Annotated in this window: 17 protein-coding genes, 1 other RNA gene and 1 pseudogene; 6 read left to right on the top strand and 13 right to left on the bottom strand. The window is 37.3% G+C overall.

Translation table 11 applies throughout. The features are described from left to right. The 7 genes and pseudogenes from G5B32_RS10265 to G5B32_RS10295 all read right to left on the bottom strand — a co-directional run bounded on the left by G5B32_RS10265 (position 1) and on the right by G5B32_RS10295 (position 13,039). Positions 1–1,518, bottom strand: coding sequence for a RagB/SusD family nutrient uptake outer membrane protein (locus G5B32_RS10265; RefSeq protein ID WP_165291455.1), 1,518 nt, complete (start codon positions 1,516–1,518; stop codon positions 1–3). A 17-nt stretch (positions 1,519–1,535) separates the two neighbouring features. Next, entirely contained in the window at positions 1,536–4,700 is a 3,165-nt protein-coding gene (locus tag G5B32_RS10270; protein WP_099366010.1) for a SusC/RagA family TonB-linked outer membrane protein, read from the bottom strand. A 34-nt stretch (positions 4,701–4,734) separates the two neighbouring features. Then, positions 4,735–5,766 carry a DUF5007 domain-containing protein gene (locus tag G5B32_RS10275; RefSeq protein WP_134777547.1) on the bottom strand — a complete coding sequence of 344 codons (1,032 nt, stop codon included), beginning with the start codon at positions 5,764–5,766 and terminating at the stop codon, positions 4,735–4,737. Beyond that, positions 5,747–6,448, bottom strand: a complete 702-nt coding sequence (locus G5B32_RS10280; protein ID WP_165291456.1) for a fasciclin domain-containing protein — start codon at positions 6,446–6,448, stop codon at positions 5,747–5,749. The genes G5B32_RS10275 and G5B32_RS10280 overlap by 20 nt, the downstream gene beginning before the upstream one ends. Before the next feature lie 16 nt (positions 6,449–6,464). Then, positions 6,465–8,063 carry a RagB/SusD family nutrient uptake outer membrane protein gene (locus G5B32_RS10285; RefSeq protein WP_099366013.1) on the bottom strand — a complete coding sequence of 533 codons (1,599 nt, stop codon included), beginning with the start codon at positions 8,061–8,063 and terminating at the stop codon, positions 6,465–6,467. An 18-nt stretch (positions 8,064–8,081) separates the two neighbouring features. Then, the gene (locus tag G5B32_RS10290) at positions 8,082–11,060 is read right to left on the bottom strand and encodes a SusC/RagA family TonB-linked outer membrane protein (protein WP_165291457.1); all 2,979 of its coding nucleotides are present in this window, start codon (positions 11,058–11,060) and stop codon (positions 8,082–8,084) included. A gap of 689 nt (positions 11,061–11,749) precedes the next feature. Next, positions 11,750–13,039: pseudogene (locus G5B32_RS10295) on the bottom strand (alpha-L-fucosidase). 23 nt (positions 13,040–13,062) lie between these two features. On the opposite strand from G5B32_RS10295, the gene G5B32_RS10300 reads away from it, so the two are divergent. Further along, positions 13,063–13,902, top strand: coding sequence for a tyrosine-type recombinase/integrase (locus G5B32_RS10300; protein ID WP_165291458.1), 840 nt, complete (start codon positions 13,063–13,065; stop codon positions 13,900–13,902). A gap of 310 nt (positions 13,903–14,212) precedes the next feature. On the opposite strand, the gene ssrA is transcribed toward G5B32_RS10300, so the two are convergent. The 5 genes from ssrA to G5B32_RS10325 form a co-directional block, all read right to left on the bottom strand. Continuing rightward, positions 14,213–14,580: a transfer-messenger RNA gene (gene ssrA / locus G5B32_RS10305) on the bottom strand. A 55-nt stretch (positions 14,581–14,635) separates the two neighbouring features. After that, positions 14,636–15,373 carry a class I SAM-dependent methyltransferase gene (locus tag G5B32_RS10310; RefSeq protein ID WP_165291459.1) on the bottom strand — a complete coding sequence of 246 codons (738 nt, stop codon included), beginning with the start codon at positions 15,371–15,373 and terminating at the stop codon, positions 14,636–14,638. Positions 15,374–15,410: 37 nt separating this feature from the next. Continuing rightward, entirely contained in the window at positions 15,411–15,962 is a 552-nt protein-coding gene (locus tag G5B32_RS10315; RefSeq protein ID WP_165291460.1) for a hypothetical protein, read from the bottom strand. A gap of 114 nt (positions 15,963–16,076) precedes the next feature. After that, positions 16,077–16,973, bottom strand: a complete 897-nt coding sequence (ygiD, locus tag G5B32_RS10320) for a 4,5-DOPA dioxygenase extradiol (protein ID WP_165291461.1) — start codon at positions 16,971–16,973, stop codon at positions 16,077–16,079. An 81-nt stretch (positions 16,974–17,054) separates the two neighbouring features. Next, positions 17,055–17,885, bottom strand: coding sequence for an AraC family transcriptional regulator (locus G5B32_RS10325; RefSeq protein WP_165291462.1), 831 nt, complete (start codon positions 17,883–17,885; stop codon positions 17,055–17,057). A 216-nt stretch (positions 17,886–18,101) separates the two neighbouring features. Here G5B32_RS10325 and G5B32_RS10330 point away from each other — a divergent pair, with 216 nt between their 5' ends. After that, entirely contained in the window at positions 18,102–19,421 is a 1,320-nt protein-coding gene (locus G5B32_RS10330; RefSeq protein ID WP_165291463.1) for an ammonium transporter, read from the top strand. 172 nt (positions 19,422–19,593) lie between these two features. Beyond that, positions 19,594–21,504 carry a class II glutamine amidotransferase gene (locus G5B32_RS10335; protein WP_165291464.1) on the top strand — a complete coding sequence of 637 codons (1,911 nt, stop codon included), beginning with the start codon at positions 19,594–19,596 and terminating at the stop codon, positions 21,502–21,504. Between the two features lie 76 nt (positions 21,505–21,580). Here G5B32_RS10335 and G5B32_RS10340 read toward each other — a convergent pair whose 3' ends face one another. Beyond that, positions 21,581–22,309, bottom strand: a complete 729-nt coding sequence (locus G5B32_RS10340; protein ID WP_165291465.1) for a GntR family transcriptional regulator — start codon at positions 22,307–22,309, stop codon at positions 21,581–21,583. Between the two features lie 128 nt (positions 22,310–22,437). Here G5B32_RS10340 and G5B32_RS10345 point away from each other — a divergent pair, with 128 nt between their 5' ends. From G5B32_RS10345 to G5B32_RS10355, 3 genes are read left to right on the top strand one after another with little or no spacing between them, the layout of a single operon-like run. Then, on the top strand, positions 22,438–24,165 hold the full coding sequence (locus G5B32_RS10345; protein WP_165291466.1) for a class I mannose-6-phosphate isomerase: 1,728 nt from the start codon (positions 22,438–22,440) through the stop codon (positions 24,163–24,165). Positions 24,166–24,218: 53 nt separating this feature from the next. Next, positions 24,219–25,343, top strand: coding sequence for an MFS transporter (locus G5B32_RS10350; RefSeq protein ID WP_262886435.1), 1,125 nt, complete (start codon positions 24,219–24,221; stop codon positions 25,341–25,343). After that, positions 25,340–26,434, top strand: coding sequence for an ROK family protein (locus G5B32_RS10355; RefSeq protein ID WP_165291467.1), 1,095 nt, complete (start codon positions 25,340–25,342; stop codon positions 26,432–26,434). The genes G5B32_RS10350 and G5B32_RS10355 overlap by 4 nt, the downstream gene beginning before the upstream one ends. The last annotated feature ends 1 nt before the right edge of the window (position 26,435 follow it).

A 26,435-nucleotide genomic window follows, 5' to 3' on the forward strand; every position in this document is an offset into this window, starting at 1 on the left:
TTAGTTCCAAAAGATATTACCGATTAAACTTGGGTTTGCCACTTTTTCTGCATCTGAGATGATCAATGGCCATGTCCAAGCACCTGCATTAAAGTTTCCAACACTCATTACCGCATTGGAATATTCTGTATTTACCACTCGTTTCGTACGAACTAGATCAAAATAGAAATGACCTTCACCGATCAGCTCCCGCTTTCTCTCCTTGTAAATATCATCTTTCAGCGCGTTTCCAGTGGTAGTAAATGCCTGAGCACCAGCTGCTGCTCTAACTTGATTAACATAGCCTTGAGCTATTGCATCATTTCCCAATTCCGCCGCGGCTTCTGCTGCTAATAATAGTGCATCAGGAAGTCTGAAAACAATGGCGCTATCGTCATTCTTAACGGTTAGGTTAGAACCACTTCCTGTGGAATATACGTTAATGAATTTCTTCAACTGGAAATTTCCATTATCACTGCTCATGTTCTCAAACCAAACTGTTCTACGCTCATCCGACTCCGTAGCCGGAAAGAGTTTCTCTATGTATTCCTTTTCGTAGGTTATGTGACTGGTTGTTTTGGTTGTCGATCCTCTAAAAGGATAATGAGAGAAGAAGAAGGAAGGGTTTGCAAAATCAACAAAGCTCTCGCCGTAATTGTATTCCTGCAATATCCCAAACAGATTCTCTGCCGTCTTCCCTTTGAAAATACTTTTCGTATTATCGATGGTAATAGGCAAAAGGTGATACTGGGTATGGGAAGAAATTTCTTCTCCTAATTCTACAATTGCCTCATAATAAGGAACCTTATTGTTCTCTTCCCAAGCCGCTGCCCACATATTCAGATGCATGAGAAGTGCAATAGCCGCTCCACGGTTAGGTCTAAATCCTGCTTTGGAGTTGTCGGCATAAGTTACAGGCAAGTCATTTTTTACCGACTCCATGTCTGCAATAGCCAGTTTTAACACTTCTAATTGCGGTCTTCTAGGTAAGGATAAACTATGATAAGCTTCGGTGTAATAGATCGCATCGCCAAAAAGCTTACAAATAAATAAATAACTTAAGTTTCTCGTAAAAGTAGCTTCTGCGATATATTGCTTGCGATCGGTCTCCGACAGCTGATTGGCAGGAACTTTATCAATCTCGTAAATCAAGATATTACTTGCAGCGATCACATCATACCAACCTTTCCAGTTCATGATGTCCTTCAAACGGTTATCATAAGTGGTTGTACCAGACATAACTGGTTTTAAATTGTTGGATATGAGGTTATTTATTGGTCCATTTCCATTATTATCCAAATTGTTGACAATCTTTACAAAATTACCACGAAGATCCAAGGCTGGAATCAGCATGCTATTACCAAGCTTTGATTTTAAACGGGTATAAATTCCTCCCATATAACCTTCTACATCTGCTTTGGTTTTCCAGAAGTTATTTCCGGAAAGAGCATCGATAGGTGTCACATTTAAGAAGTTATCACAACTTTGAAAACCTGTCATCAATGCGCCCAATACGAGGATATATTTTAATTTTTTCATTTTCATCTTCATTCAAATTAGAATTCAACATTTAATCCAAGGGTAAACTGTTTTGGAAGTGGGTAACCTCCAGACATATCTCTACCCAAAGCCGATACACTTTCCGGGTTAGGACCAGAGTAACGCGTGATGTACCCTAGGTTCGCAGCCGTGAAATTGATACTTAATCTGTTCATACCGTAGCGTTGTGACAACGTCTGTGGAACGTTATAATAAACTTTTACGGAGTTCAATTTGAAGTAAGATCCATCTTCCTGGAACAAGGTCTGGTTCGTACGGAAAGGGTTCAAAATTGCCGAACGTACGAAATCAAAAGGATTTGGATAAACAGCATCATCACCCACGTTTTGCCAGAAATTATATTGCGATATCGGAACTAAACCGCCCATTTCGGTAGGTTTTCCAAACAACCCAAATTGAGCAGCTAAACTGTTGTTTAGGATATCACGTTTTAAAGTAAAGGATGTATTTACTTCTAAACTCCATTGCTTATACTGCAATAGGGACATCAAACCACCAGTAATCTGTGGTTGCGAGTTACCTGCAATAACCTGATCATAATTATCAATGATATAGTTACCATCCAAATCCGTATAGATCGGATCCCCAGGTTTGAAGTAATTCAAAAGACCATTTCCGCCTACGCGAACTGGCAAACCAGTTACTGGATCAACAGGAATCTGATCCAAGGAAGTATAAACTCCTTTGGTATTGAATAAATAGTTGGATAGGGAGTTCGTTCCTAAACGGTAATATAGAGACTGCCCTAGGGAATTATCAATTTGAATAAATTCCCTCAAACCATCAGGAAGTTTTGCCAAGATCTCCCTATTGATGGCAAAGTTTCCAGAAAGGTTCCATTTGAAAGGACTGGATGGTGATAATGGTCTTGCTGTGGCTTGGAATTCCCAACCGTAATTGACATTACTGATTTCCGTAGAACCGATGACATTGAAGGAGTTCGACGATGATAGTTGCTTTTCCTTAAAAATATGGTCGTTTTGTTTGTAGTAACTATCAAACATCACGGATAATCTGTTCTGGAAAATGGAGAAGTCCATACCAAAGTTGTATGTTGTTGCCTTTGTTGGTTCTAAGGAAAGGTTTGGAAGTGTTCCTAAATCTGAAATAACCGTGTTTTGGTTATTGTAACGACCTCCAGCATATAACTTACCGTAAGCTTGGTAGATATTTCCATTTGGAGAAATGTTCGAACCATAAGATACACGGAAGTCACCATAGTCTAACCAGGTCCAAGCGTCAAGGAATGATTCCCGGTCAAAGTTCCATTTTAAGGAGATGGATGGGTTTTTCTTGTAACCAGCATTTGGTCCGTTAGTGGAAAGTCCATCTACACGGTAATTGAAATCCAAAACATATTTGGATTTGTAGTTATAAGAGAAGTTTCCCGCGAATGCCACTGTTCTCAGATCGGTATAGCCAATGGTACCACCTTTAGAGCTCAGGTAACTGGTCATTAGCGTTAATGGACCTCTCAATTGGTCATTCACCACCTTGTCATTCAACATCGCGTCGGATTTGAAAAAGGATGCCCTTAATTCAGAGAAGGCAAATAAATTGAAGTTATGTGCTAATTCCTCATCACCTGGTTTTTCCCGGAAGCCGAACACGTAGGATAATTGCGCACGGTTGTACAAGGTAGTTGCCCTGTCATTATAGGTATAATATTTCGCTTGGTTTGAATTCAAAGCAGCAGGAGAGAAGTTGTCCTTGGTGCTTGAAACGGTCGTATAACTATTGTAAACACCTGCTTTAAAATTCCTGAACAGGTCATAGAAAATGTTCACTGTTGCGTTGGTGTTCAATACCTTATTATCATCATCTGTGGTTAAAGCACCTAACACCGAGTTTACCGATGAATATAAAGATGGTGCTGGTAATAGGGAAGAAGATGCTCCTCCTGTGGCTACCCCATTATTCAGTAGACCATTACCACTTCCCATCCGTTGCTTCTGGATGGAATTATTGAGCAAGGCTTCGATCTTGAATTTTTGAACCGGATTATAGATCATATTCATATTCAGGTTGTAACGAGAGTAGCCCGTGTTTTCCTGAATACCTTTTTCATCATAAGCTCCTAAAACCACTTTGTAGTTGAACTGTACATCACCACCCGATACATTCAGGTTATGGTTGTGGTTGTACGTTGGTTTATAGAAGTAAGATTGCCAGTCGGTAGAGTTGTTATAATACGCATTCAAACTATCCGAAAGGAAAGGGGTGTTATTCACTAAATCTAAGGCGTGGATAGCTGAAGTATCGTTCATCAAAATTTGACGGATACGCATTAAACGTTCTTCTTTACCTCCGATTACTGATCTTAATTGGGGAACAGCAGACATAAAAGCAGAACCATTATAGCGGACTACTGGGACTTTAGAATTACCACGTTTGGTCGTTATCAAGATAACACCGTAAGCACCTCTGGAACCATAAAGGGAAGTTGCAGCCGCATCTTTCAATACGGTGATATCTTCGATATCCTCAGGTGGAATTTGGGATGCAGGAGAAACACCTGGCCCAGCTTGTTGGAAACCATAGGAATAATCGGCATTATCATCTACAGGAACCCCATCGATCACATATAAAGGCGAAGTAGGTGTTAAGAAGGCATTATTACCATTACCTGTCACATTGATGTTAGAGATACCACGGATGGTCACACTTCCACGGAAACCTGGGGCTCCGGTATTGTTTTGGATATTAAGACCCGCCACTTTACCTTGTAATAAGCTCATCACGTCGCCAGCTGGCTGGCCTTGGATGTCTTTTCCGGAGATGGTAACTGCAGAACCAGTATTTAAGGTTCTCGATTTGGTTTGGTAACCCGATGTTACGGTTACTTCGGCAATTTTTTCACTACTAGAGGTCAGACCAACCGTTAAGGAAGTTTTATTGTCCACCTTTACCGATTTACTGTCATAACCAATGGTTCTGAATACCAAGGTCGCATTGTTCGGTACATTGATACTGAATTTACCATTATTATCTGTTGATCCGATCGACAGGCCATTACTTAGAATGGTTACACTGGAAAGCGGATCTCTTTTTCCGGAGGATGCGTCATATACTGTTCCAGTCACCGTGATGCGCTGTTGAGCCCAGGCTACATCCTGCATGGTGAAAAGCAGTAATACGATGATGTATTTTATATATTTCATTGAAATAATCATTTAAAATGAATGTAAAGGACCACTAATCATTATCGAATTTTGGCTTGTCCCGTTTAAACCAGAAAGTCAATTCCCAATCGGCTTTTTCGAAGATTTTAAAGTTGAAGGTCAGGTAGTTCTTTTGAAGGACATTCCCAAAAGCCATTCTACTATATCTAAAAACCATATGTGCCTGATCTCCTGATACCGTTGTGTATTTGGTCGGGTAGGAGCTCAAAGGAATTGGATAAGCCACATCGTATTTCACTTGCTTATCGTCTTTTTTCATGTTGAACCCATGCACGAGGTTTTCCCAATCTGTTTCGTCGAAATTATTCGGATCGATCGGATTGGAAAGGGAATCGATGAACTTAATGGTTAAGCTATTTCCATTTCCGGTTTTCTTGAACAATACTTGTACATCATCACGGGTATTGAAATATTGACCTCGTTGACCGGCCATAAATACCGAAGTGGGATTTACCGAAACGCTTGTTCCTTGACCGGTGATTGGGTCTAAATTGGAAGGTTCATACGGACGTTCTCGCAGTGGCATTAAGCGCATATTCTGAAAATATTTTCGGCCACCTGAGTTCGACATTTCCACATCAAACACGTATCCAGAATCTGGTTGAGCTTTAATCATGTTTGAATTGGCGGATGCCCACATGATAAAATCGCCAGAATGTGGTCTGATATCAAATAAGGGATGGTTCTCTATGGTCCTTTTCGCTTCAATTTCTTCAATGGACTTTTCAGTACCATTGTAGATCCCTTTCCAAACCAGGACAGGATAATGTTCGGTTAGTTCGGGAGCTGGTTCACCATCGAAAGTTCGCATGTTGACAATCTTGAAATCAAGCGGTCTACTGGAATTTCCGTATTGGAAAATATTGTTGAAAAGGGTACTTCTTCCGAGCACCGGTTGAAATACAGTTACATTGTATTTGGAGTCATTTGCAATCGACAAACGCTCTTCTGGAAGGTTCTTTTTACATGATGAAAAAGTAAGCACTCCCAAGCATAGCGCGATGCCAATCTTGAATATTGATTTACTAGTTTTCATCTTCATCATCTTCTATAGGGTTCATACGGTCTGTAAATTCACCAAATCCAAAACTGTGGATAGCAGATAGGATATTGATGGTTCCATTGGTTGTTTTAATGTTCACCGTTGTAGCACGAGTAGTGATCCAATCTTTGTTGATGTTCGATCCGAAAGGATTGCTGAAATCAACGGCACTAGCGCCTCCACTCTCGAATCCTGAAGCACTTAGTTTGACGTAACGGACATGCATTGGATAATCGTAAGCAATCGAGGTCAATAGAAGCCCATCCAACTCAGGGATATAATCGTCTGTGGTTTTTACACCACGGATAATGTATCGGGCAACTAAGGTGTCCAACTGTAGCGGATCAACCGTGCTTAAAGAAAGTTCAGGTTCACCTAATTGGCGACGTTCAAGGTTTAAATATTTCATCGCAGCAGCAAAGTTCAGATTCACTGGGGCGAATAAGGTTACTTGGCTATTGTTCAAAGAATCCTTCAGGTCAGGAAGACGGTCAAGCACCAATAAAAGGGAATCAAATGTTCCTGCCGGTTGGGCTTGCAGGTATTCCAAGGTTGTACCATTGAAAGATTGTACGTCATTTTTATAATCGTAATATGGTGAGTCACTCTTTGAACAAGAGCTGAACCATAAGCATAATATTCCTAGGAATACCGCTATTGGAGTTTTTACTAATAATGTTTTCATACTCATCAATCTAGATTTATAACCAATAAGGGTTTTGTGTAATCGAAGAATTGGCATTGATAACAGCTTGTGAAACCGGCCAATAGATACCTCCGGCATCTTCAAATTCTTTGAATGTTAATTGCTTGCCATCTTTTTCTGCAAAAGGGGCGTTCGATCTTTTCAATCGTTGGTACCGGATGATATCATACCATCTCCAGCCTTCACCCATTAGCTCTTTTCTTCTTTCATCAAAAATCGCTTTGATGACATCTGGTGAGTTTTGGGTTGAATAAACGATTCCGCGCAGGTTACATGCTTTATTCAAAGCAGTATAGGCGCCGTCGATATCACCCAAAGCAGCTAATGCTTCTGCACGTAAAAGGGTAATCTCTTCCATGCGGCTGAACACCATGGATGAACTGAACAGGGTAACATTTCCTGAAGTCTGCGATGGGTATAATACTTTGATCTTATTGAAGATTGGAAGTTCTGAATCGAAACCATAGAAATAGTTTGTTCGGTAGTAGCCGGATACCAAATCCTTACTGAATCTTAAATCCTTAGGGTCGGTAAAAATATTGATAATGCTATCCTTGCTGACGAACATTTCCGGTTTTGATTTCGGAATGAAAGGGGATGCCAAGGTCAATTGCTCGATATGCCCATTCGCGGTAGATAAACCATTTCCTGCTTCAAATGGAAAACCAACCATTACCGTAGCACGTTTGTAGGCAAATGGGCTATAGTTGTTCTGGTTTTCTGTTAAAGCATCCATATTGATGTAATCCAATGGGTTGGCACCATCAACATAATATTGTGTGGATTGGTTGTCCAAAACGAATTTTGAATAAGTAGCCGCATCGATATAGTTTCCTTGCCAAGCAGCAATATGAGCTAAGATGATGTAGGCTGATAAACGCGTCCAAACGTTTCCATTCCAAGAAGACCATCCGCCACCGTAATACAAGCCAGGATAGATCGGGTCAGTTCCGCCATAACGGAAAGGAACCACCTGCGCTGCGTCCAATAGTTCTGAAGTCGCAAAACCTAAAACACGATCTTGGGAGGTGCGCTCTGTTTTGATAAAATCACCATCGTGGGAGGAAGTGATCAATGGCACATCTCCCCATATTCTACTCATATAGAAGTAAGCATATGCTCGTAGCATTCTTGCTTGGGCGATATCCACCTTATTGTTCAATTCCGTATAACGGGGATCAAGCTCTAAAATTTCACTAGAACGTTCAATGAATAAACTTGCAGCATTGATACCTGCATAGAAACGTCTCCAGTTACTTACTCGTTCAATAACAGGGTAGGAGGCATTTAGTTGATTGTTGACGACTGCCTTTAGGTCAGATCGATTGGTGATGGTGAAATCACCTTCCCGAAGATCGCCCATTAACCAGTGACCATTATCTGCTACCGTTGCCGAACGCATTAATCCATAAATGGACATTAAGTTGGCTTTTGCATCTTCCAAGGTTTTCCAGTTGGTTTCCTCGGATGCTAAGCGGGTAGAAGGAACATCGTCGATCTTGCTGCACGATGCACCAGTTCCCAGTAGGGCGGCCGTCATGGTAAGACCAAAAAATGCTCTTTTAATTTTTATATTTCTTATCGATAAATTCATGATATACACGTTTTAATCCTATAAATCCAATTTAAGGCCCAATACAAATGTTCTTGGGATGGTTAAGTTTGCTCCATCGTATAAACCGTTGTAATTGCTCAATTCAGGATCAACACCAGTGAATTTGGTGAAAGTCAATACGTTCAATGCCGTTGCATAGAGGTATACTCTTCTGAATTTGCCGGATGAGCTGTTCAAGAAAGAAGCGTTTTTGAAATCATAACCTAGTGTAACAGATCTTAATTTCAAGTAGGAAGCATCTTCCAGGAATAGATCCTGATCAACACGGTAAGCATTTACATCCGACCAAGGATTGTAGATTGGGTATGTTTTTTCTTTTTCAAAAGATTGCCATGAGGATACTTCTTTTACAGAAGTGATATCGTTACTGGCTTCACGTTTGATGAAATCATACTTAGTTGCCTGGTATTGGTTAAGGATTTTATGGCCTGTCGCGAAGAAGAAATGGAAATTCAAGTCGAAGTTCTTGTAGGCAAAGGTGTTGCTCCAGCCTCCGATCAATGAAGGTAATCGATTACCTTCCATTACTTTATCACGGGTATCGATGCGGTTATCGTTATTCAGATCAGCCCATTGTGGATCACCCGCAAATAATGGGATTCCATTGAAGGTATGGCCTGCAGGTACATCTGCATCGGTGTTGTAGATCCCTTGGTTTTTATAGATCCAATAAGAGGTAACAGGTTTTCCAACTTCTAATCTGTTGTCACCATTGATGATTTCCTTATAACCATCCGGAAGTGCCGTGACTTCGTTCTTGTTATAATTAAAATTGATGGATGAACGCCAGTTGAAGCTTTCAGGATTTTGGATGATCTGTCCGTTCAATAGGAATTCAATTCCTTTGTTGTTGACTTCCAGGCCTGATTTATAATTTACGGAATAACCGGATTCCAACGGCACTGGTACACCAACCAATTGGTTTTTATCATTTCTGTTATAAACAGAAATAGCGGCATTCATGCGGTTGTTCAAGAAAGTTCCATCTAAGGAAATATTGGTCCTATCGGCATAAGGAAGTTTGATTCCATAGCCAATAAATCCACTCTCATAAGGACGGTTGATCCCTAATACACCTCCATATCCTGGAATGGTAGGTTCTTCATACCATCCACTCTCCGAACGATATTGAGGTCCTGCTGCATACCGATCATCTAAGAAGATACGTACATTTCTTCCCCAACCTGTTGATAGCTCCAATTGATTGAAGAAACTGCTTCCAGCGAACAATTGATCTTTGAGGTTATAGGTCATGCTGACAGCTGGCGTAGTCATCCAACGGCTATCTGGTTGCCCATTCGATGAACCATCACGACGTACCATAGCGTTTAATTTAAAGATGTCCTTATAGCTGTATTTTGCCGAACCATAGATGGAAAGCAAATTGTTAAGTTCCTTGTCGATGTAGCGGAAAACGTAAAAATTCCCAGCATTCAAGGCATTCAAATAACTATCTCCTTGAGCTCCCGGATCTACAAAAACCAATTTTACGTAATCGTTAGGTCCATTATAGGCTCTAGCATAGTTATACTTATAGGTGTCACCTTGGTAAACATGGCCAACTTCTAGATCTAAGGAATGGTCATCACCCAGGTCAAAATCATAACCGATCGTATTGTTCCAGATCATCCGTTGGTTATAACCAAAATAGGTGGAAATATAACTTACCCCATCCATTAGGGTAGACGGCGTAAAGTAATCGCGGATACCTTCGTTATAATCGAAGAATAAACTCGATTGAAGCGAGAATCTGTTCAATTTGGAACTAAGGGTCAAATTACCATTGATGGAAGTGGTTCTGTTATTATCCACATTTTTCTTGTTCTCGTATAAATAAAGACCAAAGTTGTCTTTGTTTGGAGAAAGGGGAGTTGATAGATCGGGAATATAACGGGTCTCTGCAAAACGGTCGCGAAGACTTTTATTACGGTTTCTATCCAAACGAACAGCATTCACGTTACTGGATACGGTTAACCATTTGAATGGTGCCATATTGATTCCGAAGAACACGTTGTAACGATTGATGTTTGTCTCATCGGCATTTCCGGCATTTTTGGTTCCGGAACCGAAGAAACGGAAATTCGCTCTTTCATTTCCTCCGGTAATACCTAGATCGGCTGAATAGGTTGGGGTGTTTTTATAATATAGGTCGTTCCAATTGGAAGGGCCAAAGTAGGCGGTGTTCGTCGAATCCCTTAAATACAAGGCGTAATCATCATAACGTTGCTGATTACCATATTTCTCGTAGAAAGGTCTTCTGAAGTTATTTTCATAAACCCCATTGACGGTATTTACTTTCGGTGCGGTGGCATAGCCAAAATAAGTGTTCAAGCTGATATCACGGATTCCAGCTTTGGCATTTTTTGTAGTGATGTATAAAGCCCCATTCGCAGCATTTGGTCCTAACTTGGCCAATTCGAAGGGATCTTTCACCAATACCACTGATTCGATGTTACTGATGTTGATCTGTGCTAATAGGTTATTCGCCGGTCCCACCCGATTGTAATCGTATTTCTGAACATCAAATGCGAAAGGGTTGTCGGCCACTAAAGGAACGCCATTTAGATAAACGGCAGGTTGAAGGGCATGCACATCTTTTTTGGAGAACAAGATTCCTGAGGGACCTTGAACGATCATGCTCTGTTCTGTTCCTGGTTCACCGTTAGGTTCTTGTACATAAAGACCAGCAAGATGCCCTTTAGCAATTTGTTGAAGGGATAGGTTTGGAACAGCAGATGCTTCGCGGATGTTGATTGTATCCTTAGCATTTTTGAACTTTTGTAAGGCCTTTACCATTTGGCCTATGGTGTCTGTTTTTGCATTATACTCCGAAGTGTCAACTTGGGATTTGACAAATGGAATGCGATATCCTTTTAAGGAAGATTCTCCAAATGTTTTCGCGTGCGCAGTATTCAATTGGAGGCCACCAAAGGATAAACATAAAGCAATAGAAAGACTTATGGAAGTTTTTACCATTATTTCCAGTTTAAATTTTGTTAATAAAAATGAATGTTATTGACCAGGTTATTTTAGGCCAATGCTAGGATGTTATTCGTTTATTCGACGAAGTTTTGATGTAGATGTTTGTTCATAATTTTAATATAAAAAGTGTTTCGGTTAAATTATTTCTTATTGATTTTTTTGGTTCTTTTATTAATGGTATTTGGTTATTAATTCCTAATAATCTGGTTTAAAATAAATCAAGGAATAAACCAAAATTGGTCACCTTGACTTAAGGCTACTAACAATAATAATATTCTTTTTTATAATAACATAAAGGTTAAACAACGCAAACGTTTGTCCAAATTCACGCAAACGTTTGACTGAAATATGTATTACATAATCTGTAACAATTTCCTAAAATATTAAATTATATAAATGCATTTTATCATTAAAGTTGCTTAGTATTAAGTTTAGAGCAATATATTTGATTATTTAATTAGGGTCACTTACATGTCACTTAAACTATACTTTTACCTTGAAGCAAACTATCTGTTATTTGTAGGTACGAAGCACATCCCGTCATTGGGAGGAACGAAGTAACATCCCGTCATTGCGAGGAACGAAGCAATCTTTCGATTAGTGTAAAGATTGCTTCGTCGTACCTCCTCGCAATGACGGGAAAACTTTCGCAATAACGTATAGGATGAGAGATTTAAGTCTACTTACATCTTTGCATCCATCAATTTATCAGATTTTATTTTAGGTTGTCCGAGTTTAATTTTTATAACAAAGGCGCGATCTGTTTGGAAATCTTTCGGTAGCACAATATCAAAGTAGGTGTTCTTATCCAAATTCAAACCGATATCAGCATGTTTGATTGTTAATTCTTTATTATTCAATAATAACTTAGCACTAATCGGTAATGCAGTAGATTTTTTAGGGAATGCTAACCTAGCCAAATTATTTACCGGCCTATTAAATACTGTTAGATAAAGGGTTGAATCCTTCTGGGTCAAATATCCCATCTTAGTTTTTGGAAGATCCGCGTGCCTTACGCCATGAACTGCCTCGCCATTTACTTTCATCCAATCGCCAAGTTCCTTTGCGATTTTATCTTCTCCAGGGTGCATCGATCCTTTTCCATCGGGACCAAAATTGAGCACAAAATTTCCATTCAACGAAACGGTATGCATCAGCATATCCAAAATATCATCCGTTGTTTTGGTATAGATTCCAGACCAATCTTTCATGTATCCCCATCCATTAGGTGGTATGGTCATTACGGCATCCCAATCATTACCATCCAACCATTCGTATTCCTGAGGTAATTTTCTTTCCCAACCTTGTTCGTAATCTCGGAGGATATCTCCATTGCTATCAAAATGGCGCTTTCCGTGTTCATCATTTCTGAACCTTGATCAAATGATCAGACCTGGATGTTTTTCACGCAATTCTTTTTCCAGGTTGTACGTGAATTCATAGGCCTGAACCCATGATTTATCCCAAGTACCATCAAACCAAAATCCTTTGATGGTCGGATAATTCTGGAGAAGTTCCAATAATTGGTTCTTAGTATATTGAAGAAACCTATTATATTTTTTTTTCTCCTCTTCTGTTTCAGGAGCTTTGGATAGGTAATCCGGATTGTTCCATTCCAAAATAGAGAAATATAGGTATACATCAATGCCTTCAGCGTTATAGGCATCCACCACTTCTTTTACGATATCTTTTTTATAAGGAGAGTTGCTGATGTTGTAGGAGGAATATTTCGTTGGCCATAGGGCATAACCATCATGATGTTTAGTTGTGAAAATCATGTATTTGGCACCCATATCCTTGGCCTGTTTAGCCCATTTCTTCGCACTGAAAGCGGTAGGATTAAACTGTTTGTAAAGATTGTCGTAGATTTCTTTCCAGTATTTTGGCTCATTGGGTCCCGACCAGGTACGGATCCATTCCGAAGCGGCTGCACCGCCTCTTGCGGATACACCTTCCCATTCATTGCCTGGGATGGCATAAAGTCCCCATTGTAAATATGGAAAGCGAAGTTATATTGAAAATATTTCAAACAAAATTGAATACACAGAGATATGCCAAGAATACTATTAAGTCATATATGGACTATGCTAGCCTATTTTTGAAGCATCTCAATGAATATCCATCCTTAAAAGATGTGCCTGTGAGAGCTATAGAATCTTTCATCAATGAAAAAGTTCAAAAAGAGCAGATCAGTGTTTCCTATCAGAAAGGTTTAGTTGGGGCTATTAAGAAGCTATACGAATTGACACTTAACCAAAAGGTTCAGCTCGATTACTTATATCCCAAAAGATCGTTTTCTAAACTGCCCAAATTCTTTTCCAAAGAAGAAATTCGACAATTAATAGATAGTACCAACAATATTAAGCATAGAGCGATATTAATGACCATTTATAGCTGTGGCTTACGCCTAAGCGAATTGCTGAACCTCAAGATAGAAGTTATACGATCTTCTGAAAAGATTATCCGAATCAACCAAAGCAAAGGCAACAAAGACCGGATTGTATCCTTACCAGATAAATTACTGGATATTTTAAGAGATTATTATTTGGTTTATAAGCCTACAAACTACCTTTTTGAAGGAGAAAAAGGAAATCGATACAGTGAACGTAGCGTGCAACTTGTATTGAAAAAATCATTAGCTAATGCGAAAATAAAAACAGAAGGCACAGTACATACATTACGTCATTCGTACGCTACACATTTAATTCAATCTGGTATTGATGTCCGAATTGTTCAGGAACTGCTCGGTCATGAACACATAAAAACAACCATGATCTATACACACATTACCGATATTGATAAAAAGCGCACCCCTAGTCCACTTGATTTTTTATAAATTCTCCAAAAAAGCTTGACACGCATGATTTTATACAACCTATTCTATCTTAATATTGAGCTGAGAAACAAATATATTCTGTCCGAAATAAGTCCGAAAATAGCAAAAGCCACTGATAATCAGTGGCTTTTGTCAGGGTGGCAGGACTCGAACTTTTAATACACCTTTCGCGAGTTACAGCAAAATACGATTAATGAATATTATTAAATAAACTCTTCAACATAATTTTGAATTGTATTAATATAACAACACCCAAAACTGGGTGTAGTTTTGGGTGTTAATCTTGTAAATTATTGAATTTCAAGTTGTTTTGTGGAGCCGGAGGGATTCGAACCCTCGTCCAAACATAGTATGATTTACGCTTTCTACATGCTTAGCTTCTCTTTGATTGTCGGGAGAGGGAAGGTGAGTCGCTTACCTATACCGTTCTCCGTATTTGCTGAGTCTCGTCGGTGCTTAGCAAAATCACACTGACCAGTTCTATTGTTCGATGCCCCAAATGTTAAACCAAAGAACAGGATTTAACGGGACAAATAGCTATGTTAAGTCTAACTTAAGCAGCTAAGGCGTAGTTTTCTTCGCCAGTTATAAGTGTGAAAGTTCAGATTAAAGTGCTCTACTAACAACGCACTGCATGCTTACATAACCATCGCTATCCTGTCAATTCCGGTCGACCCCAAAATGATTATGGATTACAAAAGTACGTAAAATAATGGATTTAGTCAACTAAAAGCTATTTTACACGTCCTACACGAAAGATGATAGGAAAAATTACGCGACGAACTTCTACACTTCCCCAAGCTGCTCTCAAATCATCTTCAATTTGTGAGACGGGGTTATAGTTATTTTTGTCGATAAAGTGCTGAACTGCAGACCAGGTATTGAGGTAACCGATAAGATGTTCGAATTTCCACAATTTGATGTTGTTTATTTCAGGAGTTTCGAGTTCTCTATAAGGAAATGGAATTTGTTGATACTTATTTTCGATATGTTTATTTTCCCCATCCCAATATTCTCCAATAATATTTTTATAAAATTCCCTTATAATATCATCTATTTCTGGAGTAATATTGTTTAGTCCGTAGCCAATTATGGCAATAATACTATTAGGCTTGCCTACGCGTTTGACTTCTGCGTTAAATTTATCTACATCAAACCAATGTACCGCTTGTGCTACAGTAATAAGGTCAAAGGAATCGTCTGCAAAAGTAGTTTGTTCAGCGGGCTGAGCAGAATAACGAATGTTGCCTGCCTGAAAAGCATACTTCAGTTGCTGTTCGCTAATGTCCGTGGCCTCTACTTGTTCAAAATCTTTGGATAACTCTTGTGCCAATTGACCATTGCCTGTTCCGCAATCCCATGCAATACCTTTTTCATTCAGCAGCGGGTATAAAAAGTCAAATATAGCTTGGGGATAGTCCGGTCTATATTTGGCATATTGTGCAGGTGAAACTGAAAAATTGTCCTTCATGGTTTAATCACTTAGTTACTATAAAGTTAACTTATTTTTAGTCGTATTCCAAGACATCTTTAATCAGATATTGCCCATCTTGTTCGATCAAGACAATGTCTCTATCATATTCCACGTTGAATTCTTCATCACGAATTAGAGTTTTAAAAGTAATAGTTTGCTTTTCAGCATCAACATTTTTAGTAATCATTTCAGCTACTTGAATATTGCCCCAGTCTTGTCCAGATATCAAAAAACCAACCTGTGTAGGGTGTAGCTGAAGATTAAATTTATCTTTCCATTTTTTCTTGAATGCTACTTCAGTAAGACTTCCTTCTACGTCCAAATCAACGTTCATTGCGTCCATTTTGAATTCATAATACTCCGATGTTGTAATGGATTGCATATCCGTGTTGTTGCCATCAAAAAATTGAATAATCGTATTCCTTAACCACTCTTTAGCTCTATTAGTATCAATTGCGCTCACAGGGGTATTTTCCTTAATTAATGTGCTATCTAAACTAGAAGAGGAAACTAAATTAAAGGATGATTTAGGAGTTTGTTGACAGGAAAGAATTGTCAGAGAAAGGAAGAAAAGCAATGTTCTCATAATATAAGTTTATAGTTTAAATATACTAAAAAGAAAGTTGTGAGAATAAAAAAACAGGTGCTTAATCTGTGTTAAGCACCTGTAATGTTAAAGATAGATAGATTCGAATATTTTTTAACCAATTTTGAAGGAAGTCATTGTTAATGACCCTCCAATAGCTTGATCGTTGAAAATGTCAATATTTTCGTTTTTCTCTTGTAATCCTAATGCGTATAGCATAGGAATATAATGCTCTGGAGTAGGGATGGCTAATTCAAACTCCTTGCCTTGTTTATGATATTCAATCAAAGGGTGGTGGTTTCCCTCGCGAATATAATTTTTCATGGTTTCGTCTGCGTATTTCGCCCAGTTGTAAGCATATCCCGCACTATTAAGATGTTGCCACGCTACCATACGTAGGTTGTGTACTATGTTTCCACTTCCTACTATCAATACGCCCTTGCTACGTAATGCTGTTAATTCTTTAGCCAAATTGTAATGATAAATAGGAGGTTGGGTATAGTCTATACTCATTTGTATCACAGGTACATCAGCGTCAGGATATAAATGTTTGATAACAGACCATGCTCCGTGATCTAGGCCCCATTTATCATCTAAGTGGACATCTGTGGAAGTAATAATTTCTTTAGTTAATTTTGCGAGTTCGGGACTTCCTGGTGCAGGATATTGTACATCAAATAGTTCCTGCGGGAATCCACCAAAATCATGAATTGTTTGAGGCATATCCATTGCGGTAACATAAGTGCCGCGTGTTTCCCAATGCGCAGATACCACTAAAATAGCTTTAGGTTTTTCTATTTGTTTACCAATATTTCTAAATCCTTGAACAAATTCATTTTCCTCAATCGCATTCATTGGACTACCATGACCCAAGAAAAGGACAGGCATTTTACTGGTGTTTTCTAATTGAGTAGAAAAGTTGTGTAATTTACTAAGTTTATGAGCAGCACCGGATAGAGGAGCTGCTGCCGCAGCGGCTAAAAATTGTTTTCTATTTATTTCTTCTTGCATATAACTTCCTCAGTAGTTAATGCAAATTTCGATATAAATGAATAGTTGTAGGTATAACTTTTGGGAAAAAATGTTGTGATTTTAGGAAAGCAAGCTTTTCATCTCTTCTCGAAATTCTGACGGAGTTTGTCCAGATTTCTTCTTAAAGACATTAGTGAAATATGCTTTATCTTGATATCCAAGTTCAAAACCTATCTCAGCGATACTTTTATCGGTGCTGTACAAAAGTTTTTTCGCCTCAATAAGTTTACGTGTTTCTATAATCTCAGAAACTGGAAGATGTAAGATATGTCGAGTAATTGAATTTAAGGATTTACTACTCATAAATAATTTTTGTGCATAAAAATTTACGCCTTCAGGTCTTCTAAAATTCTCTTCCAATATCTGGAGAAATGTTTTGAAGGTTGTATTTTGATTATTTATGAGATTTTTATCGTCTACATATGTTTTTTTTCGTTCACTTTCTACAATAGTCAATAAGGCAGATAACAATTCTTTTATAATAGACAATTCGGGAGCCTTGCTGTTGTGTTCATCGTAAATAAGTTGACATAAAATATGAAGACGAGATGCAGCATTGTTGTCCGATAGTTGAAAATTGGCTTTGTCGTGATAATAATTATAAAGTTGAAAAGTGATTTCGGGAATAAATTCGCTTTTGAAACGTATTGCCCATCCTTCAAACTTATTATCTATTAGTTCAGGTTGTATTTTGTGAATTTTGCCTTTAGTCACAAATGCTACACACGGAGCATCTATTTGTTGGTTTTTGTAATCGATGAAATGACTTAATCTGCCCTTTAACACAATAATTAATTCTTCATAATCGTGTTGATGCGGATTATTTGGGTTATTAGTGATTTCTGACACTAAAAATTTGTCCACTTTGAAGATATTAAATAGTTCGTTCATATATAAAGATAGATTTTTGCGACTAATAAATCAAAAATTATCTATTGTTGTGAAATTTTGACATAAAATGATGTTTAATTTTCATAAATTTTGGTCTTAAATATCATTTTTAACATTTTTATTAACTGAAAAATGATAAAAAAATAATTTTTCTTTTGTTTTTGTCAAATTTTTGCATTTACTTTGGTTTAGAATTGAAAATTAACCAAAAATAATATGCAAACTAATCAAAAAAAATCCCCAGCTCCACTAATTGTTATAGCAATTTTAGTGATTTTGTGTTTATTCTTCCCTGGAGTGCCCGATGCGAGTAAAACTTACGAGTATAATGTAGGTGATATTGCATGGATGTTAGCTTCTACGGGTTTAGTTTTGATCATGACACCTGGTTTAGCTTACTTTTATGGTGGTATGGTTAAGAAAAAGAATGTTATTTCTACCATGTTGCAGAGCTTTATCTGTATGGCTGTTGTAGCTGTATTATGGGTAGTATTCGGTTTCTCGCTTGTTTTCGGAGAATCTATTGGCGGTGTAATCGGAAATCCTACAACATTCTTTATGTTTAATGGTGTTGTAGATGGCGAACCTTGGCCAGGAGCTCCAACAATTCCATTTACATTATTTGCGATGTATCAGTTGAAATTCGCAATTATTACTCCAGCTCTTATCACTGGTGCTGTAGCTGAGCGCATTAAATTTACATCATACGTATTATTCATTTGTTTATTCTTCATCTTTATCTACGCTCCATTAGCGCATGCTACATGGCATCCAGATGGGTTGTTGTGTCAATTAGGAGTTTTAGACTTCGCAGGTGGTACTGTAGTACACATGTCCGCAGGTTTGACAGCTTTGGCAGCAGCAATTTACATGAAGCATGGTAAAGAATTTAAAGAACATACTCCAGCACGTATCACTTATGTATTATTAGGTACAGGCTTACTATGGTTCGGTTGGTATGGTTTCAATGCAGGGTCAGCTTTCGGTGCTTCACAATTAGCTGCTACAGCATTAGCAACCACTTCTACAGCATCAGGTGCTGCAGCATTAACTTACATTTTCTTCGATGCAGCTAAAGGTATTAAGCCATCAGCAATGGGAGTGTGTATCGGTGTGGTAGTAGGTCTTGTAGCAATTACACCAGCGGCTGGATTCGTAACGGTGCCTCATTCCTTGATTATAGGTGCTGTAGCTGCGGTTATCAGTAGATTATGTATCGCTTGGAGAACTAAATCAAACTTAGATGATACATTAGATGTATTCCCAAGTCACGGTGTTGGTGGTATGGTAGGTATGATTTTGACAGGTGTTTTCGCACATAGCTCAATCAACGGTGCTGTTTCTACAAACGGTTTATACTATGGTGAGACAGGTTTGTTCGTAGCACACTTAATTGGCTTGGTAGGTGCAATCGTATTTACATTAGTACTTGCTTTCATCTTATTAAAAGTAGTAGATACTATATCTCCAATTCGTGTGAAAGAAGAAGACGAAGAAATTGGTCTTGATATCTCACAACATGGTGAAAAATTATAATTAGAAATCTTAATTAAGTTATTAATATAGAATAAAGAATCCCTCCTTAATATTATCTAAATTATGTTTTACTCGGCCTTGGTTAGGGCCGAGTAATTTTTTTGCTATAAAAATAATCGTTGTAGTAGTTGGAGTTTGTAATTTTTGTACCTTTGCATCATCAATTCAAACTATGAGTGACGCTATAAAACACGAGTGTGGTATCGCACTGATCAGATTATTAAAACCCCTCTCATATTATCAAGAAAAATATGGTACGCCTTACTACGGAATCAACAAATTGTATCTTCTTATGGAGAAACAACATAACCGTGGTCAAGATGGTGCGGGTATTGCTACAATCAAATTTGATGTAAAACCTGGAAATAGGTACATCAGCCGCTATCGCGCAATGGGATCTACCGCTGTAGCCGATATTTTTGAGTACGTTCAGAAGAAATTTGCTGCCGTTCAAAAAGCTTATCCTGCCGAATCGAAAGATACCCAATGGTTGAAAGACAATGTTAGTTTTACAGGTGAAGTATTATTAGGGCACTTGCGCTATGGTACGCACGGTAAAAATAGTATTGAAAGTTGCCACCCTTTTCTTCGTCAAAATAATTGGATGACTAGAAATCTGGTGGTTGCTGGTAACTTCAACATGACTAATGTGGATGAATTATTGCAACAATTGTATGATCTTGGTCAACATCCTAAAGAACAAGCGGATACGGTTACCGTATTAGAGAAAATAGGTCACTTCTTAGACGATGAAAATCAAGAACTATTTGATCAATTCAAAAAAGAAGGCTACTCTAACGTAGAGATTTCTTCTCAAATCGCTAAAAATCTTGATGTAGCTAAGATTTTGACGCGATCAGCTAAGACATGGGATGGGGGGTATACTATCGCAGGTATTATGGGACATGGTGATGCCTTTGTTATGCGGGATCCATCTGGTATTCGTCCAGCGTTCTATTATCAAGATGATGAGGTGTTGGTGGTAGCTTCAGAACGTCCTGTAATTCAAACGGCATTTAATATTCCTTTGAAAGCAGTAAAAGAAATCAAACCTGGTCATGCGCTTATCGCGAAAAAAGATGGTACAGTAACGGAAGAGATGTTCAGACAACCGACTGAACAAAAATCTTGTTCGTTCGAACGTATCTATTTTTCTCGTGGATCAGACGCGGATATTTATCAAGAACGTAAACAATTGGGTAAATTATTATGCCCTCAAGTTTTAGAACTTATCAATAACGACATAAAAAACACCGTATTTTCATTTATTCCTAATACAGCTGAAGTTTCTTACTACGGGATGATGGAAGGAATGAATAAATATGTGCGTGATTATCAAAAAGAAGTTCTTTTGAATCGTGATGAAAAGATTTCTGACGAAGAATTAAACGAAATCTTAAGTTTACATCCTCGATTTGAGAAATTGAACATCAAAGATGCAAAGTTACGTACTTTCATTACACAGGATGCGGATCGTCAGGATATGGTGCAGCACGTATATGATACTACGTATGGTATTGTACGTGATCATGAAGATACTATTGTGGCTATCGACGACTCAATCGTGCGAGGTACGACATTGAAACAATCTATTTTGACAATTTTAGATCGTCTTAATCCGAAAAAAATCATAATTGTTTCTTCTGCTCCGCAAATTAGATATCCAGATTGTTATGGTATTGATATGTCGCGTATGGGTGAGTTTGTGGCTTTTGAAGCGGCTATCAATTTATTGAAGAAAAATGGTATGTCGCATGTTATTGATGAGGTTTATCAAAAATGTTTAGCTTCAATTACATTACCAAAGGATGAAGTAGAAAATTATGTGAAAGCAATCTATGAGCCTTTTACGGATGAAGAAATTTCAAAAGAGATAGCACTTATAGTAAAACCACACAATCTCAAAGCTGATCTGGAAGTTATTTTCCAAACTTTAGATAATTTACATGTAGCATGTCCAAATCACAAAGGTGATTGGTATTTCTCGGGTGATTATCCTACTCCAGGTGGTAATAAAACTGTGAATAGAGCGTATATGAATTGGGTGGAAGGAAAGAATGTAAGAGCTTATTTCAGTAATTAATAAATCCTATATATTAAAATGAAAGCTAATCGAGTAATCGATTAGCTTTTTTTGTGATGAGTTTTCTTCGTTAAGATTATCGGACAGCTTCAATTGTATAGGTGAAGCTATCTGCTCGATAATAACCAATATTGTATTCAATGGGTTGGTTATTAATATCGTATACAAATCTTTTTCGTATTAATATGGGATCATTTGCCTTTATTTCTAATTTTTCAGCGATAAAGTCTCCAGCAAGCGAAGCAGATATTTCTTCTTTAGATGTTTTAGCGACAATATTAAAATCTTTTTCTAATATTTCATATAATGGACGATTAAAATTTTGCTGACACTCCATTGGGATAATCGGGTTGAAATAGGATATAAAATACACAAAGGGAAAGTCCGCATGACCTCGAACTCTTTCAAGTGTTAAGCATGAAGTGTTTTCATTTATTTGAAAAAAATTAGAAATTTCAGGTTTTGTTTTTTTTAAAGTAACGTGTAGTTCGTAATTTTTAATCTCTAGCCCTAGCATTTTCATTTCTTGTGAAAAACTAAGCCAGTTTTTTATCCCACCTAAAACACTTTTATTTGCTACCTTTGTTCCAACTCCTTTCTTACGTACCAACAATCCTTCGAATACCAATTTATTAATAGCTTGTCTAAGTGTGTTTCTTGATATCCCTAGTTTTTTGGATAGTTCTACTTCGTTAGGAAGTAGTTCGCCGTTTTTATACTCCTCTTTTTTAATTAATTGTCTTAAAATGTTCTCCGCTTGAGAATGTAATGGAACGGGATTGTTGTGATCTATCTTTAAGTTCATACGTATTGGATGATTGAATGTTCAAAAATATGAAAAATTGTTTGCATTACTTAATTATATATTTATATTTGAACAAAGTTTATATGTTCATACATACTGTAACCAATTAATTTTTACATTATATATCTATGAGAATCCCGAATTATAATCGATTTCCAAGTACAATTGTTGATGCTGAAGCTTATGTTGGCTGGAATTCATTGCATTTATTATTAGAGGAACTTATTCAAACAAACGGAAGTGTTGCTATTGAATTGTATCCTGGTGTAAATGAGTCTGCAGTAATTGATTTTTTAAAATCAATTAATCTTGGAGATGTAGTTGATGTACGTTCACTATACAAATATGAAAGTGAGATTAAAGCTATGACTGAAGTTTTTTTGACCGATGATGTTTTGTTCGGGTATATAAGTCCGTTGACTATAAACGATTATATTGATGGGCGTAAATTAAATCAATTTAAATCTATTAATAAAGAAGGTAGAAAATTAATCGTAGGGACAGGAGCTAGTGTTGTAGCGGACAAAGGAACACCTCTAGTGTATTTTGATCTAAGTCGTTGGGAGATTATTCAGCGATTTAGAAGAAATGAGACAGATGGTATCGGTGTTTTATCTAGAGATGAACCTTTTTCTTTTCAATATAAACGTGGATATTTTAATGATTGGAAAATTGCAGATAGATTAAAAGAAGAGTTGTTCTCAAGTGTGAGCTATTGGGTGGATACGCACAATCCTTTATATCCAGTAACAATTAGTCATAATAGTTTTATAACAGGTATCGAGAAAATTATAGAAGGACCATTTAGGGTAGTGCCATTTTTTGATGCTGCACCTTGGGGAGGGCAATGGATGAAAGAAAAGTTTGGATTACCTGAAGATAAGGAAAATTATGGATGGGGGTTTGACTGTGTGCCTGAAGAAAATAGTATTTTATTTGATTTTAATGGCGTAAAATATGAATTTCCTGCTGTAAACCTTGTTTTATTAAAAAGTAAAGAGCTTCTGGGTGAGCTTGTAGAGGCTCGATTTGGGAAAGATTTTCCAATACGATTTGATTTTTTAGACACTGTTGGTGGAGGTAATCTAAGTCTACAAGTGCATCCAACAATACATTTTTCGAAAGATCATTTTGGCTTACATTATACGCAAGACGAAAGTTATTATATAGTTGACGCTAAGCCTGGTTCAGAAGTGTATTTAGGATTGAAGGATTCAGTCAATGATGGCAAAGAAATGTTTGCTGAATTGGAATCAGCTCAATCCGGAAATACGGTCTTTAATGCCGAAAAGTTTGTTAATACTTTCAAAATCAAAAAACACGATCACTTTTTAATTCCAAGTGGTACTATACATTGTTCTGGAACTGATTCAGTCGTGTTAGAAATAAGCTCTACACCTAATTTATTCACTTTTAAGTTGTGGGACTGGGGGAGATTGGGGCTAGATGGTAAGCCAAGACCTATTAACATTGATAGAGGTAAAAAAGTAATTAATCTAAATTGTACGGAAGAGTATACAATAAACAATTTAATCAACAAAATTGAAAAAATAGCGCAAGGAGAAGGATGGATAGAAGAAAAGACTGGTCTTCATCCTAGTGAGTTTATAGAGGTGCGCCGTCATAAGTTCACATCTGTAGTGTCTCATCATACAGGTACTAGTGTCAATGTCTTGAATTTAGTGGAAGGGGAGGAAATTATTGTAGAGAGTCCAACTAATTCATTCGCACCATACATTGTGCATTACGGTGAAACATTTATCATTCCAGCTTCAATCGGTGCATATACCATTCGACCATATGGTGTAGCAAATGGAACAGAGTGTATTACAGTAAAAGCTTTTGTACGTGTCTAATCTTGCTGCTTATGAATAGTTCAAAATCCATAAAATCTTCGTTAGTAGTTTTGATGCTCTGCTTTTTTACAATGGGTATTGTAGATTTAGTTGGTGTCGCGACAAATTTTATTAAGAAAGATTTTAATCTTAACAACTTAACAGCAAGCCTTATACCGATGATGGTATTTTTATGGTTTGCAATTTTTTCAATTCCTTCTGCCGTTGTTATGGATAGCATTGGAAGAAAAAATACAGTTTTAATTTCTATAATTATTACATCTATAGCCCTAATCATACCATATATATGGTATGATTTTACTTTTTTATTAATTTCTTTTGCTTTAGTAGGGATAGCTAATACATTTCTTCAAGTTTCTTTAAATCCTTTAGTAAGTAATGTGGTTGCCGAGCAGAATTTGGCAAGTACATTGACTTTTGGACAATTTGTGAAGGCTATTGCATCTTTTACAGGTCCTATTTTGGCTAGTTTTTTCTCTTCTCAATATGGTGATTGGACTTTTGTTCTGTTTGTATATTCAATTTTTTCTATTGCTTGTTCGATTTTGCTTTATAATACATCGATAATTGAACAAAAAGAATTGTCAACTAATCAACGGGTTACATTTTCAAATACTTTTGTTCTCCTAAAATCTTCATTTGTTGCATTATCATTTTTTGGAATTCTAGTTATTGTTGGTATTGATGTATGTATGAATACCAATATTGCACTTCTTCTCAGCGAAAAATTAGATTTACCTGTGCAACAAGGTGCGTATGGTATAAGTATTTATTTTGCAGCCAAGACCTTAGGAGCATTTGTGGGAGCATTCGTCTTATTAAAAATACATAGTACAACTTTCTTAAAATGGAGTATGCTTTCAGCATTCCTTGGATTCTTTTTATTGATCGGTACATCCTCTGCAATGTTACTTTATTTTGGTACTGCACTTATTGGGTTTAGTTGCGCAAATGTGTTTTCCATCATTTTTTCGAATGTGCTTAATTATAATAAACTCAGAGCTAATGAGCTATCATCACTAATGATTATGGGAGTGGCTGGTGGTGCAATTATCACTCCAATTGCTGGATATTTATCTACCCAATTTGGATTGTGGGCAGCATTCATATTGATGTTTCTATGTGCATGTTACTTATTGTCCTTATCAATTTTTTTATATAAAAAGACAGACGTATGAAGCCATTAGAGGACAGAATAGTAATGACTTTGGATGCGGGAGGAACCAATTTTGTTTTTTCTGCGATTCAAAATTATGAAGTTATAACACCTGTGGTGACGGTACCTTCATTTTCAGAAAATCTAGAGAAATGTTTAGCGCAGATAGTTGAGGGATTTAAAACTATTGAGGGGATGTTACCGAATTCTCCAGTAGCTATAAGTTTTGCATTCCCAGGTCCAGCAGATTATACTAATGGCATAATTGGAGACCTGCCTAATATGAAGGCATTCAAAGGAGGAATTCCATTGGGACCATATCTAGAATCAATATTTGGTGTGCCAGTTTACATTAATAATGATGGAAATTTATTTGCTTATGGTGAGGCCTTATGTGGTGCATTACCGATTATAAACAAGAGGCTTAGAGATGCTAAGGTCAATAAGCAGTATAAGAATGTAATAGGTTTGACATTCGGTACAGGTTTTGGATCGGGGGTAGTAATCGATGGAAAATTGTTAACAGGAGATAATGACTGCGGGGGAGATGTCTGGGTGTTTCGAAATAAATTATTTCCAAATAAAATTGTAGAAGAGAGTGTGAGTGCCCGAGCTGTAATATCCGAGTACAATAAAATGTCTACTGTTAAAAATTTTAATTTAACACCCAAAGATATTTATTTGATTGCTGAAGGCGAGTTAGATGGAGATATGGAGGCTGCAAAAATGAGTTTTAGTAAACTGGGGGAAGCTGCTGGGGATGCGATTGCACATTTAATAACCTGTATTGATGGTATCATCGTTTTAGGTGGAGGACTTATGAAAGCCTATAAATATATTTTTCAATCATTATTGCGCGAACTGGATTCCTCTTTAGAACTAAACGATAATAAGAGTGCACCTCGATTGCAAATGGAGGTTTTAGATTATGAAAATACCAGTGATTTTGATTTTCTTTTAAAGAATCAAAAGAAAATTATAATACCACATTCGAATAAAGAGATACCTTACAACCCTATAAAAACAACATTTATTATGAAAACCAAATTAGGTACAAGTGCATCTATATCACTTGGTGCTTATGCGTATGCACTGCATATGTTGAAGCAGTAGC

Source organism: Sphingobacterium sp. SGL-16, from assembly GCF_011043515.1.
GTDB classification, from domain to species: Bacteria; Bacteroidota; Bacteroidia; order Sphingobacteriales; family Sphingobacteriaceae; genus Sphingobacterium; species Sphingobacterium litopenaei.

What these genes read in the sequence shown, in the direction of transcription:
- G5B32_RS10265 (WP_165291455.1), bottom strand. Translation starts at nt 1,518, where the DNA reads ATGAAAAAATTAAAATATATCCTCGTATTGGGCGCATTGATGACAGGT.
- G5B32_RS10270 (WP_099366010.1), bottom strand. Translation starts at nt 4,700, where the DNA reads ATGAAATATATAAAATACATCATCGTATTACTGCTTTTCACCATGCAG.
- G5B32_RS10275 (WP_134777547.1), bottom strand. Translation starts at nt 5,766, where the DNA reads ATGATGAAGATGAAAACTAGTAAATCAATATTCAAGATTGGCATCGCG.
- G5B32_RS10280 (WP_165291456.1), bottom strand. Translation starts at nt 6,448, where the DNA reads ATGAAAACATTATTAGTAAAAACTCCAATAGCGGTATTCCTAGGAATA.
- G5B32_RS10285 (WP_099366013.1), bottom strand. Translation starts at nt 8,063, where the DNA reads ATGAATTTATCGATAAGAAATATAAAAATTAAAAGAGCATTTTTTGGT.
- G5B32_RS10290 (WP_165291457.1), bottom strand. Translation starts at nt 11,060, where the DNA reads ATGGTAAAAACTTCCATAAGTCTTTCTATTGCTTTATGTTTATCCTTT.
- G5B32_RS10300 (WP_165291458.1), top strand. Translation starts at nt 13,063, where the DNA reads ATGGAAAGCGAAGTTATATTGAAAATATTTCAAACAAAATTGAATACA.
- G5B32_RS10310 (WP_165291459.1), bottom strand. Translation starts at nt 15,373, where the DNA reads ATGAAGGACAATTTTTCAGTTTCACCTGCACAATATGCCAAATATAGA.
- G5B32_RS10315 (WP_165291460.1), bottom strand. Translation starts at nt 15,962, where the DNA reads ATGAGAACATTGCTTTTCTTCCTTTCTCTGACAATTCTTTCCTGTCAA.
- ygiD (WP_165291461.1), bottom strand. Translation starts at nt 16,973, where the DNA reads ATGCAAGAAGAAATAAATAGAAAACAATTTTTAGCCGCTGCGGCAGCA.
- G5B32_RS10325 (WP_165291462.1), bottom strand. Translation starts at nt 17,885, where the DNA reads ATGAACGAACTATTTAATATCTTCAAAGTGGACAAATTTTTAGTGTCA.
- G5B32_RS10330 (WP_165291463.1), top strand. Translation starts at nt 18,102, where the DNA reads ATGCAAACTAATCAAAAAAAATCCCCAGCTCCACTAATTGTTATAGCA.
- G5B32_RS10335 (WP_165291464.1), top strand. Translation starts at nt 19,594, where the DNA reads ATGAGTGACGCTATAAAACACGAGTGTGGTATCGCACTGATCAGATTA.
- G5B32_RS10340 (WP_165291465.1), bottom strand. Translation starts at nt 22,309, where the DNA reads ATGAACTTAAAGATAGATCACAACAATCCCGTTCCATTACATTCTCAA.
- G5B32_RS10345 (WP_165291466.1), top strand. Translation starts at nt 22,438, where the DNA reads ATGAGAATCCCGAATTATAATCGATTTCCAAGTACAATTGTTGATGCT.
- G5B32_RS10350 (WP_262886435.1), top strand. Translation starts at nt 24,219, where the DNA reads ATGCTCTGCTTTTTTACAATGGGTATTGTAGATTTAGTTGGTGTCGCG.
- G5B32_RS10355 (WP_165291467.1), top strand. Translation starts at nt 25,340, where the DNA reads ATGAAGCCATTAGAGGACAGAATAGTAATGACTTTGGATGCGGGAGGA.